The sequence below is a fragment of the Haliscomenobacter sp. genome, assembly GCF_040403615.1.
Lineage (GTDB): Bacteria > Bacteroidota > Bacteroidia > Chitinophagales > Saprospiraceae > Haliscomenobacter.
On sequence record NZ_JBBAKG010000023.1, the window covers coordinates 64,139 to 77,212 of the forward strand.

8 protein-coding genes are annotated in these 13,074 nt (G+C 44.8%); 2 read left to right on the forward strand and 6 right to left on the reverse strand.

Features of this window, described 5'->3' with window-relative positions; genetic code table 11:
- Window positions 1–62: 62 nt before the first annotated feature.
- The 3 genes from ABW391_RS09720 to ABW391_RS09730 form a co-directional block, all read right to left on the reverse strand.
- Entirely contained in the window at window positions 63–1,499 is a 1,437-nt protein-coding gene (locus tag ABW391_RS09720; RefSeq protein ID WP_353481659.1) for a glycoside hydrolase family 125 protein, read from the reverse strand.
- A 91-nt stretch (window positions 1,500–1,590) separates the two neighbouring features.
- Window positions 1,591–5,562: an OmpA family protein gene (locus tag ABW391_RS09725; RefSeq protein WP_353481660.1), complete on the reverse strand. Its 3,972-nt coding sequence runs from the start codon at window positions 5,560–5,562 to the stop codon at window positions 1,591–1,593.
- Window positions 5,563–5,745: 183 nt separating this feature from the next.
- Entirely contained in the window at window positions 5,746–6,618 is an 873-nt protein-coding gene (locus ABW391_RS09730) for a hydroxymethylglutaryl-CoA lyase (RefSeq protein WP_353481661.1), read from the reverse strand.
- Between the two features lie 134 nt (window positions 6,619–6,752).
- Between ABW391_RS09730 and ABW391_RS09735 the strand changes: the two genes are divergently transcribed.
- Both ABW391_RS09735 and ABW391_RS09740 read left to right on the forward strand, forming a co-directional pair.
- Window positions 6,753–6,971 carry a hypothetical protein gene (locus ABW391_RS09735; RefSeq protein ID WP_353481662.1) on the forward strand — a complete coding sequence of 73 codons (219 nt, stop codon included), beginning with the start codon at window positions 6,753–6,755 and terminating at the stop codon, window positions 6,969–6,971.
- Window positions 6,972–7,537: 566 nt separating this feature from the next.
- A complete protein-coding gene (locus ABW391_RS09740; RefSeq protein WP_353481663.1) occupies window positions 7,538–8,350 on the forward strand; it encodes a hypothetical protein in 813 nt (270 codons plus the stop codon).
- Here the strand turns inward: ABW391_RS09740 and ABW391_RS09745 are convergent.
- The 3 genes from ABW391_RS09745 to ABW391_RS09755 all read right to left on the reverse strand — a co-directional run bounded on the left by ABW391_RS09745 (window position 8,347) and on the right by ABW391_RS09755 (window position 13,012).
- A complete protein-coding gene (locus ABW391_RS09745) occupies window positions 8,347–9,033 on the reverse strand; it encodes a response regulator (RefSeq protein ID WP_353481664.1) in 687 nt (228 codons plus the stop codon). The two genes, ABW391_RS09740 and ABW391_RS09745, sit on opposite strands and share 4 nt — an antisense overlap.
- 118 nt (window positions 9,034–9,151) lie before the next feature.
- Complete coding sequence (locus ABW391_RS09750) at window positions 9,152–12,181, reverse strand: ligand-binding sensor domain-containing protein (protein ID WP_353481665.1); 3,030 nt, start codon at window positions 12,179–12,181, stop codon at window positions 9,152–9,154.
- A gap of 156 nt (window positions 12,182–12,337) precedes the next feature.
- Window positions 12,338–13,012: a hypothetical protein gene (locus tag ABW391_RS09755; RefSeq protein WP_353481666.1), complete on the reverse strand. Its 675-nt coding sequence runs from the start codon at window positions 13,010–13,012 to the stop codon at window positions 12,338–12,340.
- Between the last annotated feature and the right edge of the window lie 62 nt (window positions 13,013–13,074).

Sequence of the window (13,074 nt, forward strand, 5' to 3'; positions counted from 1 at the left end):
GATAAAAACGAATCCTTGAACAATGTATTTTTTGCAACGTTCAAGGATTCAAACAAAATTTATCAAATTGGATTCATAGCCAATACCTGTGGATATTTGCTGTTGGTGTGCATGACCAGCTCTCCGAAAAGGGTATTTGCCCAGGCAAACCACTTGCGCGTGAAATTGCTGGCATCGTCTTTGTGAAATGCCTCGTGCATAAAGCCCGTTCCGGCATGCGCGGACTTCAAAATGTGCAAACACTGCGAAACCTCAGCCGCATTGCCAGAAGTCAATCCCCGCATGGTGATGCTCAGAGGCCAAATCATGTTCATTCCTGCGTGTGGTCCGCCGATTCCTTCGCCCGACTTTCCTTTGAAAAAGAAGGGGTTATTAGTGGAAAGCAAGTATTTTCGGGTATTGACGTAAATAGGATCGGTATTTTTGACTGCACCCAAATAAGGCAAAGAGAGCAGACTCGGTACGTTGGCATCGTCCATCAAATTGAAACTCCCAAATCCATTGACTTCGTATGCGTACAATTTCCCAAAAGTCGGGTGATTGATGATGGCGTGTGCGAGTAAAGCCTTTTCCAATTCCGTTGCCAATGCGCTACATTCCAGGGCCAATTTGGTGTTTTTTAGAACCGTATTCAATAATTCGGCTGCCTGCTTGAGCGACACCAGGGCAAAGTAATTGGCGGGGATCAAAAATGGGAAAATGGTAGCATCATCACTGGGGCGAAACATGGAGCAGATCAAACCTACAGGCTTTACCGGGTAACCATACCCAGAGAGCGGCACTCCGTCGGTTGCCCAAAAAGTATTCCGCTGAAAAGTGTAAGGGCCATTGCCTTCTTTGCGCTGCTGCTCTTTAAAGGTTTGCAGGGTCAGCTCGATGCTGCGTACCCAAGTAGGATCAAAAACTGATGTATCACCACTGATTTTGTAGTAATGATAAGCCAGTCGAATGGGGTAACACAGGGAATCAATTTCCCATTTGCGCTCGTGGATACCCGGTTTCATGGCTGTCAGGTCTGCTTTCCACTCACTTTCTTTGTTGAAGTCTTTGTAAAAAGCATTGGCATAGGGATCCAGGATGATGCATTTTTTCTGGCGATTGATCACCCCTGCTATGAGCTCCTGGAGCTTTTTGTCGCCTTTGATCAAGGGCAAATAAGGCCAAACCTGGGCGGTGCTGTCGCGCAACCACATTGCATCAATGTCGCCAGTGATGACGTAAGTATCGGGCTTGCCTTCGATTGTTTCAAATTCGACGGTTGTATCGAGGGTGTTGGGAAAGCAATTCTCAAACAGCCAGGCCAGTTCTGGATCGGCAATTTGCTTTTTGATTTGAACAATAGCTGCTTCTACGCCTTCGCTGCTGAATTTGCGGTTGGCGAGAGCTGGACGCTTGCTTTCAAAGACACTTGATTTTGATGCGAAGACTTCCGATGCATTCAGCATTAAACCACCGCTCAGTACACTGGCCTGCTGGATAAATTTTCTTCTGGTTGGCATGTTGATTTGATTTTAGGGTAAATACGGGGCATCGATGGATGGATATGGACGGGTATCCACGGATGGTAGGGGCATCCACAAAGGGATGTCCCTACGGGTTCATGCGCACGATTTTTATTTCTACGCGCTGGTTTTTTTGTCGACCTTCCGGTGTAGAGTTGGTGGCGATGGGGATGGTACGGCCATACCCTTTAAACAGCACTCGTTTGGCATCAATGCTGCGGTTGATCAGGTATTCGGCAACCGATTTGGCGCGGGCGGTGGAGAGTTTTATGCAAAACTCGTCCTGGCACAAGCCATTGGTATGGCCACCTACTTCCACCACGATACTGGGATTGTCGGTTAGGAAATCAAATACTTCATCCAGGATTGGTTTGAAGGAAGCCTTGATGTTGATGCTGTCGATGTCGAATTGCAATTGTTCTACCCGAATCGCTTGCCCATTGCGAATGCGGCCAGCGGTGAGTTCGGGAATGTTTTTCTTGGTGATTTCAACTACCGCTTGAGCAGTGCAACCCTTGGCGTCGGTTACAGTTAAGGTATTTTTCCCCAGGCTTAATTTTTGGGCAGTTGGCAAAGTCTCGGCGGTGCTCCAGACAAATTTGAGGGGAGCGGCGCCGCCTTTGACTGCCACTGTGGCCAGGCCATCGGTAGCGGTTTCTGCGGTTACGCCGTATTTTCTCGTCACTGCGATGGCAATCGCTTCAGGCTGATTCAAGCTGATTTGGGTAGTTTTTTGGCTGCCCTTAGCATCGGTTACGGTCAGGCTGTAATTGCCTGCTGCCAGTGCGTTGGCTTGTTCCCCAGTGATAGAGGGATCGCTCCATTGGAAACGGAAGGGGGCTTTGCCACCTTTGACGGTTGTTGCAATGGCTCCAGTTTTTGCCCCATTGCATTGGATGGTAGCTGTTTCTTCCAGGCTTACTTCCAATGCGAAAATATTTTCGGTAATGTCAACGCTGGAAGTTGAAGAACAGCCTTTGGCATCGGTTGCGGTAACCGTATGTTTTCCGGGAGCGAGTTTTAATGCAGCAGCAATAACTTCGTTGTTGTCCCATTTGAAAGAGAAATTGCCCGTTCCACCACTGGCTTGGGCGGTAGCTTTGCCATCGGCATTGCCCGTACTGGCTGGTGCCATTACATTGATTTTGATTTGGACGGGATTCGGTTGTTCTATTTTAAAACTGGCCGAGGTGTTTTTTCCGCTGGCATCGCTGACACTAACCGTGTAATCGCCCGCTGCCAAGCCAGAGACTTGAGTTCCGCTCAACTCTGGGCTGCTCCATTTGTACACATACGGGCCTTTGCCGCCTTTGACAGTTGCTGCGATGGCACCAGTTTTTGCACCGTTGCATTGGATGGTTGCTATTTCTTCCAGGCTGACTTCCAATGCGAGAATGTTTTCGGTAATGTCAACGCTGGAAGTTGAGAAACAACCTTTAGAATCCGTGGCGGTAACTGTATGTTTTCCAGGAGCGAGTTTTATGGCAGCAGCAATAGCTTCGTTGTTGTCCCATTTGAACGAAAAACTGCCGTTGCCACCACTGGCTTGAGCGGTCGCTTTGCCATCGGCATTGCCAGTACTGGCTGGAGCAATAATGTTGATTTTGATTTGGACGGGATTCGGTTGTTCTACTTTAAAACTGGCTGTTGCATTTTTTCCACTGGCATCACTCACACTAACCGAATAATCGCCCGCTACCAGGCCAGAGACTTGAGTCCCGCTCAACTCAGGGCTACTCCATTTGTACAAATATGGGCCTTTGCCTCCTTTTACGTAAGCCTGCAAAGCAGCATCTTTGGCGCCATTGCAAGAAATGGAAGTTTTGGAAGACAAGCTGACCACCAGCTCAAGAATGTTTTCTGAAATGGAGCTGAATGCTTCAGCTTTACAGCCTTTGGCATCGGTTACCATAAGGGTATGGTTTCCAGCAGCTAATCTTGAAGCCGAAGGAAGGTTTTCCCCATTGTCCCAGCTGTAAGTGTAGGCTCCTGTTCCTCCGTTTACCTGAGCAGTTGCTTTGCCGTCGGCATTGCCCGTACTAGCTGGAGCCTGAGCTTGAATTTGGATTTGAATAGGGTTTGGCTGCACAACACTGGCGCGTGAACTGACGCTCTTTCCACTTGCATCGCTAATAGTTATCGCGTAATCACCAGCTGCAAGGCCAGCTGCTTTAGCGCCGCTTAAACCCGCAGCACTCCATTGGTAATTGTAAGGCGGTTTGCCCCCATTGACCTCAACTTCCAGGGCGGCATCTTTTGCGCCAGCACAATCCAGTTTTTTGGTTTCCCGCAGGGTGGCGTTGAGTGCCAGTACGTTTTCGGCAATTTCTATGCTGGCTTGGGTAGTACATCCTTTACTGTCGGTTACAGTCAGACTCCGAGTTCCAGGAGCAAGTTTAGTGGCCAATGCAGTGGTTTCTCCATTGTCCCAAGCATAGGCGTAAGGAGTGGTGCCGCCACTCAGTTGAGCCTGGGCTTTGCCATCGGCATTGTTGGTCTTTGCGGGACTCTGTACTTGTAGCTTTAAGTTGAGGGCCAATGGTTGCTCTACTTTCACATTGGCGCTGGCCTTTTGGCCAACGGCATCCGTAACAGTTACAAGGTAATTCCCGGCGGCAAGGCCAGTAGGGGCATCACCAGACAAGGCAGCATTATTCCATTGGTACTGGAAAGGGGCTTTACCACCTGAGACGGTAAGTGCAAGTGCGGCAGATTTGTCACCATTGCAATTCAATTTTTGTTTTTCTGTCAAAACGACCCGCAAAGCAGCAGTTTTTTGGGTGATGATTACGGTACCTTGGGTAGAGCAGCCCATTTTGTCTTTGACCGTAACGGTATGTTGGCCTTCACCCAGTTTGAGGGCTATGTTGCTTGTTTCGCCATTGTCCCATTGATAGGTGTAGGCCGGGCTACCACCAGTAGCAATTGCCGCAGCTACTGCATCTTTGGCATTGGCAGCGCTTTCTTCACTTTGTTGGCTGACTTTGAGGGTAATGCGTGGGTCGGGGAGATTGGCTTTACTGGTTTTTTTCAATCCAGCCCCATCCGTAACGGTAACGGTATATTCACCAGGACCAAGGTCTTTGGCCGTTTCTGAATTTTGACCATTGCTCCACTGGTAGGTGAATGGTGCTTTGCCTCCAGTGATTTTGGCTTTGATGGTCATGCCCGAAGGATCACACCCCTGAAGTATTCCGGTAATCAAGTTGAGGGTCAAGGCGCTGGCTTTTTCTACCAGGTAAACCCCTTTGTCTTCGGTGCCTACCCACAATGCGCCTTCTTTGTCAAGGGTCAAACAGGTCGGAAACTGGCTGGTGTAATAGTCTGCAGGGCCAAAAGTTTGGAATTTATCGATTTCAGGGTCGTAACGGGCCAAAATCTCGGAAGCGATCCAAAAACGACCTTGCAAATCGAGGGTGAAACTGGCAATGTTGCCATCAACCATCCGTTCGTCAAAGCCGTAGTCTTCCCATTCTCCTTTGCCATCCCAGCGCCACAATTGGCCATCCGAAAGCACATAGGTAAAGGGCAAGTAAGTTTGGATACCGGCCACGTTGAAATATTTATTGACCAGTTCCCATTTGCCTGTGCTGCCCTGGAGTAGACCTTGATCGGTTCCGATCCAGATCTTGCCGTTGCTGTCCCTGTAAATGGTCGTGATGTTGTTGGAGCGTACTTTCGAGTTGGCCGTTGTATTGGAGGACAGCAGTTGGAGTGCAGGTTTGGTTTTGAGTTCAAAAAAACCGCTGGCACTGGTTCCTAGCAAAAGCAAGTCTTTTTGAGCATCGTAATGTCCAGCTGTAAGGCGGTTATCCGCGCTCAGTTTAATTTTTAGTAAACTTTGCAACTTTTCAACATTCCAACGGATGTCGGCATTGCCCCCAGCGATCGACAATAGGGATTGCTCGCCGGGATTGAGGGCAAGAGGGGTCGCCAAATCCAAGGCTTTTACCTGATAAACCATGCTGCCATTACCGACCCATTTTTGATTGGTTTCATCCACAAAAATATTGCGAATGGCTTGATCTGGTTCAATTGCCAGGCACCTAACTACCTGCATGGGGTCATTTTGGGCCAAAAGTGCTGAACAGCAAAACAGCAGCATTGAAAAAAGGACAGAAGCATATCTCATTAGCATGTATCGTGGAACTAGTTGAACAAAAATTTGCGCCAATAACGCAAAAAAGCACTATAAAAGTGTTCTTAAAAAACCCAAAATCGGGAAGTTAATTTTTCTGCGTTACTAATGCGCAGGGAAAACTTCCTGGGCTTTGGCCAAAGCCCGCAGCAAAATCTCCAGGTTGATTCCGGTAAGATCTTCTGCCTCGTGAAAATAAGCAATCATGTTTTCGGTAGGCATGTTTCCAGTTAAGTCGTCTTTGGCCATGGGGCAACCACCGTACCCCTTGATGGCACCATCAAAACGACGGCATCCACTTTTGTAAGCAGCGTCGATTTTTTCGTGCCAGAGGGCAGGAACCGTATGGAAATGGGCTCCAAATTCCAGTGCAGGATAGGCCCCGATCAACTCCGAAAAGATGTACCGAATGCTTTGTGGGGTAGCTACGCCGATGGTGTCCGACAGTTGAAAAATGCGGATATCCAGCGCCTGCAACTGCTCTACCCAGGTTTTTACAATTTCGGCATTCCAGGGATCGCCATAAGGATTGCCAAAACCCATGGAAATGTAGATGACGAGTTCTTTATTGCTTTGCACACAGATGTCCTGAATTTGTTTGACCCGATCCAACGATTCCTGGATGGTTGCGTTGGTATTGCGCAGCTGAAATGTTTCAGAGATGGAAAAAGGATAGCCCAGGTAGTCAATTTCTGGAAAGGTGGCAGCATCTTCAGCACCCCGGCTATTGGCAACAATGGCTAAAAGCTTGGTGGGGTTGTTTTCCAATTCGAGTCGGCTCAATACTTCCGCGGTATCGCGCATTTGAGGGATGGCTTTGGGGGAAACAAAACTCCCAAAATCCAGCGTATCGAAACCTGCTTTAAGCAAGAGGTTGATGTAATTCGCTTTTATCGCAGTAGGGATGAATTCTTTTAGCCCCTGCATAGCGTCACGTGGGCATTCAATGATCTTTAATGGCATACTGTATTGGCTCATGGCCTATGGTCGTTTATTTTGCTCCTTAAAAGTAGTGATTTCTCAGAATAACCACCAAAGGCATTAAATTTGTACAATTTTCAACCACTCCTAACTTAGATTGTTAGGATGGTTTAACAGCAAACTTATTGACTATGAAAAAGAACGCAGAATGGCTGAGCTTGGTTGGCTTTATCTTGGTTACTTTCGGAATATTGGCTTTGGCGTTGAGTTTTGTGGGACTGCGCTTTACTTTTTTGATCTGGTTGGATGCACCTGGACACGTTTTTGGATTTTTCGTCCGGATCTTTATGGTGGTACTGGGATTCTTGTTGGTATATGTAGCCAAAACCGATTTTAAAGGAGAAGGGTAACAAAAGTAGCGGATAATCAAAGTGGTATCAGATCGTTTTGAAGCGATCTGATACCATAAGTTAAAAATGGGACTATATGTCGGGGAAAAAACCCCTCCCTCAAAATAGAATTAGCGTGCAAAAATGAGGGAGGAGGGTTTTAAAAAAAAAGTGAGAGGGAACTTTACAAATTTAAAATTCTAAGTATTACAGTGTTCAATTGTGGCGTCGCAATGAATTATACAAAAAATCGTAAGGCTTTGGGAACAGGCAAAAAGAATACATTCAGCGTGTCCCTTTTTGATAAGACAAAGAAACTCGGTTTTTTTCTTTTTAAAGTGTTTGAAGTTTTGTACAGAGTTAAGTAAATTTGTGGACACTTTTGAAAGATGAAAAAAAACAAAAAAGGAGCAGATTTGATAAAAACCATTCAAGCGAGTAGCAATGTGCGTGAAGCATGTAAGCAATTGGAAATCAGTAAGAGTCAATATTATAAATTGTTAAATCAACCAGAATTGGTTGTGCGAAAAAAAAATCCACCCCGAAAATTGGATCAAAACACTGTAAAAAAAATTTTAAACTTAGCCTTGCAATTTCCTTTTGGATGTCACTTTTTGAGCAGCAAATTATCCGAGGAAGGGATTTCTATTTCTGGTGTGAGCATTCAGAAATTACTTCAACAACACAATTTGGGTACAGCAAGAGCTCGATTTGAGCATTTGGCACAAACAATCATCCTCGATAAAGCATATTCCCTCAACAATGAGCAAAAAGAATTCATCAGTCGGTACAATCCGGCTTTACTGGAAGCTGGAAGAGAAATTGGAAGACCAGGCCAGCTTATCTCGGTTTTCTCTATTTTTCTAGGGCTATTTCCTTATTTGGGTAAGGTTTTTGGCTACTTTAGTATTGATGCTTATTCGGGTTACGTGCATTCCGTAGTGAGTTATGCCCCCGATAAAGTCATTTGTGCAGACTTGTTAATAGAAGTAATCCTCCCTTTTTATGTACAGATGGGGCTGGAAATCAAACAGGTTGAAACCAGCAATGACCCGGAGTTTTTTAGTTATGCTGCCCACCCATTTAGCTCCTTATTAAGAGCGCGTCCTGGCACTGAACACTTGCTAACTGCGGTTGGAGGGCCTAAAACCAATGGTTTTTGTCAGCGATTTCATCAATACCTTAGTCAGTATATATTGCCTGCAATCAAAACAAAGAAAGCTGACTTCACTGACCTGGAACAATTTCAGGAGGAAATCAAATTCCATCTTGAAGCTTACAATCGAAAACTACATCCAGGTGTTCAGCACTATTTTGATGCGTATCCTTTGATGGGAAAATCACCAGAAGAGAAAATTGAAGAGGCAATTGCAAATGGGGGCCGTGTAAATTGGTATTAACTGAATCCAAACAGACGCACCCGCCAGGTCTGGTATTTGCGAATCATTTCTTTGCGGTTGTTGACGTGCAGCATCAAGTAAATGGCCCGAATTTCTCGAGTAATTTCTTTTAGATTTCGATTCAATTGCTCAGCAAGCTCTTCGTTGGAGTAAGGTGCCTCGTTGATTTCTCCTTCTAAAATGGTCTCCAACAGTTTGGTTTGCAGTGGAGTGGGCTTGATCTTACTTTCATCTGAATCCTGACTGCGGAATACATCCAGAATCCTGCGCATCAGAGATCCACTAAATGGGCGACCATTGTTCAGCGCCAATTCTTTGAGGTGATGAATAAAAACAGTGTCTGGGTCGGTCTTTAAAAAATAACTATCGGCTCCAGCGCAAAGTGCTTCAAAAAGGTATACGTCTTCGATGTAAACTGTTGCAATCATAAACAACAAATCAGGACGATGGTGTTTGATTCGTTGCATACTGGCAATGCCATTGATGTGGCCCTTGGGCATGCCAATGTCTTGAATGACTACTTTTATGCGGGTATCACTCTTTAGAATAGCGGTTGAATCTTCACAACAAGCGAATTGGTGTTCTGGCAAACAAACAAATCCTTCCGTCTGATTGATCAAACGGCTGTAGCGTGAACGGAATTCCGATAGGTCTTCGACAATGGCCACGTGAATTTTTTCCATTATTTGTTTCCTTACTTAAGACCGACGAAAAAACAGTTTCAGCAACGCAAAAAAATTAACTTCCCTCTCAAATAATCAAGAAGTAATTTATTGCGTCCTACTCAAAAGTAAAACGAAATTAATGTAGTAAAGTTGAAAAAAAATGTCGCTTCGGGCGAACTTTTTGCAAAGAAATGGAAATAAATACCTTTGTTCCGTGGTCATTGATCCATTTGATGGTCCCTCCCAGATTGAGCATTCTTCCCAATATGATGCCCAAGCCATTCCCTTCGGCTTTTATCTTGACGGATGGTCGAATTGTTGCAATCACTTCTTCGGGGATTCCTTTGCCATCGTCTTGGATCGTAATGTTGAGTTTTCCCTCTATAACAGCTAGGGTTAAACTCACCTTATTCGCTTCTGCATGTTTGAGGATATTCCCCAAAACTTCCTGAACCACAAAGCGCAATTGTTTTTTTGTTTCACCAGAAACCCAACAGTAGGGAATGCTTGGTACCAATTGAGCCGAGAAAATTACTTTGGAATCCAAAATTTTGCGGCTTTCGGCAGTGATTTGGGTCAGAAACTCCAGCAAGGTACTATCCGACTCCAGGCTGTTGCGCACCGCAGCCGAAATCCGTTTGAACAGTTGCAAGGCTTGTTCAGAAATATCCAGCGCTTTGTTTTTGACCTCCAATTGAGGGATTAGGGTTTGGGCAAACGCCTTAAAATCCTGAAAAAATACAACCTTCCCGCTGGTTAAATCGTGAATGTCGCGTAAAATACGCTCTTGTTCATCATTGCGCACCCGGGCATCGCGAAGTTGGGCACGGTAATATGACTGAACGGAAAGCACCAGAATTCCTATGCACAACAAGATTGCCAAGGCAATAAACCACCAACGCATCCAGATAGGGGGAATGATTTGAATGGTCATTTTGGTTTGCCACGGAATCCATTGGCCATTTGCACTGGCTGCTCTAACCCTCAATTGGTAGGTGCCGGGGGGCAACTTTTCGTAACGCGCTTCAGTGGTTTGATTGTAAAGGGAAGCCTGGCGGTGGTCTTCCCAATTTCTTAAGTAATACTGAATTTTGACGTCTTGAGGCATCCCCATTTCTATACCCGTAACCTGAAAATTAAAGGTATTCTGGCGGTATTTGAGCCGAAGGTATCTTTTCTCTGTAATGCTGCTGTCTGCTGGAAAAACCTCATAAAACGGTCTCCCCTGAATTAGGCAATGGGTAAGTTGAACTTTGGGTTTATTGGACAATTCCTGCATCTGAGCGGGTTGAAACCAAGAGATGCCGTTTTTTCCTCCTACGATTAAATCCCCATTCTCCGACATTTTTAAGCTCTTGTATTGAAATGGCGCAGCGAATAACCCTTCCTGAAAATTGTACACACGGAGTGGTTTTCCTTGTGGGGAAAAGCACAATAAATTGGTACTGGTGCTTGCCCAAATCAATCCCTGCTTGTCTTGAACCAAACCAGTTATGGCACTCTTGGGCCAATTGGAGGGCAATTCCAACTGATTTTTTTTCGCAGAATTGGTTCTGTTGACCAATTTGATACCTTTGGCCGAAGCAATCCACAAGTATTGGCTTCCTTTTGGGATAAGGTAGCCGCCAATCTCACCCTTCAACAAAAAAGAATCCAGCTTGCTCCAACGATGGTTTTTGAATTGTAAAATGTGTAATACATTGGCATTCTCCTGAATGTACAAACGCTTGTTAGATACGTCTTCAAAGAAATTATTTGCGCCTTGCAGTGTATCAGTGATGGGCGCAGCAGAAATAACTCCAGTTTGCTCATTTATTTGTTTCAAAGAACGTGTAGATCCCAACCACATGGTACCGTCCGACGAGCGAGATATTTCCCAGAGTATAGTCTGTTTGACATCATGGGCAAATTTTTTAAACTTGTGGGTAGCTTTATCAAATTTGTAGATGTTCTCTAAGCCAACCGCCCAAAGGTCATCGTCTGTTTTGCCTTTGTAAATGCTCATGATGGGTTCTCCTGAGATCAATTTACGTTTTTGTCCACTTTTGGTAAAAAGCCACAAGCCATCATTTGAGCCAACCAATACATCTCGTTTTCCAATAGGTAAAAGGCAATTTAGGCGAAAGTCCAGTTTTTGAAACTCTGCTTTCATCGATTGGGGCTGAGTAAAGCCTAGTCCCTCATCATATGAAAACGCCCATAAAATATTGTCGCGATCCAGAAACAGTTGCCTGAAACTGTTTCTGGAAATGATGTTTAAATTCAATTCAGAAGACCAGTTGGTGACTTTTGAAAACAGGTGGCTTTGAGTGTTAAAAAGCACCAGCCCTTTTTGGGTACTGCACAAAAGATTTTCCTGGTTGAAGTCAAGCGAATAAAAAATCCTAGTACCTGGCTGAATATTGAAAGGGCCGCCCAGGTACATTCCTTTGGCAATGTCCACATCAAAAATGCCTAAATCGGTAAACATCCAATACCGGTTGGATGTTTTTTGAGGCAAGATTTGATACACCAACGAAACGGGGGATTTAGGTATGGAGCCATCAAAAAAAGCCCGGGCTTCAAAATTTTGAGCAGACTTTCTTTTCCAGATTTTCATCCCAGGACCAAAGGCGTAATATTCTAAAAAGCCATTGAATTCTTGCTGAGGGTTAAACAGTGGCAAAAAACGTTTTCCCAAAATTCTTTGATCCCCCGTTTTATACAAATTGTAAACTAATTCTTTGTTATTGAGGGTTTTTTGTAGGTTGATGCTGAATAATTTTTCGCCTGCGGTGAGCCACAATTGATTGTGTTTGTCTACGGAAATCAATCCATAATCTGCCAGTGGTTTTGCATTTCCAGGCGCTTTCAACTCTCCAAAAGTAAGGATGGTGTCTTGAATGGGATCATAACAAAACAAACGGGTATAGGCACAAAACCACAGGTAGCCTTGTTGGTCTTCCAACATCTGGCTTTGTAGATATTCTTCGGTCAAGCCTTGTTCTTCGCCATAAAAGACCACTTCACTGCCATCGTAGCGAAAGAGCCCACCCAGGGTGCCAATCCAGGCAAAACCGCGCGAATCTTTTTGTACAAAAACAACTTTGGTAACATCCAGGCCATTGCGACTGGTCAATTCATTGAAAAACAGGCCATTTTGACCCAACAATACAGCCTTGGACATCAATAGTAAGATGCCGATTTGAAGCAGAATTGTTAATGGTATAAATTTTCTCACATTGATTTAGGTGCTGATTGATCAACAAGGTAAAAAATAAGGCGAAAATCCAGAATATGTTTCCTGGATTTTCGCCTGATGTATCCTTTTATTCGATGAATGTTATCCGCGCCAAAATGGAGGACAAGGCCAAGCCAATTGAGATGGCGCACCCGCACCAAACCCAGTATTCGGAATATCGCTCACCACATTCAAATTGTAAAATTTGGTTGTGGTCGTCTTAGGGATGGTTGAAAGGTAGTCAATGTTTACATTGTACAACTTCAGTCCCACAACGCCTCTTCCCGACAACAATATTTGAACCTGGTTCTCATACAGCACCGCAAAGGTATAAGCTTGTACGGCTCCATTGGCGTCTGCCGGGTTTTTCTGAAAGGTTTTGATAAAACCAGCATCAAAAAAATCGTCGCCCACCAAATCTCCTTTAAAGGAATTGCCTGGCAAATTTAGAGGGATAGCATCATTAGGAAAAATGATGCAGGCTTTGGCCACCATGTTCAGTTTTCCGGTTTCAAGATTCATTTCAGGGTAAAACTTTACTCCATAATCCAGGGTAGCGTGAAAAGGCTTGAGGTTGCGGTAGGTTTCAATCATTTGCAGCATTTGATCCAGGCTTGCGGTCGAAAATTTGTAGTGAGCAGGATCCGCCACGTTTACAGTGTTCACAGTGTGTGTGTGGGTGTTGGGGTCAAGAGTCGTTCTGCTGTAACCAAACGTTACGACAAAACAGATGGCCAAAAGGGCCACCATGCTCTTGAAGGTCAAATTAACTTTCATCAGCATTTTAATTTAATGTGTTAAAGAGGGAATTAAAATAATCCTTGCTCCTTTGAGCAAGG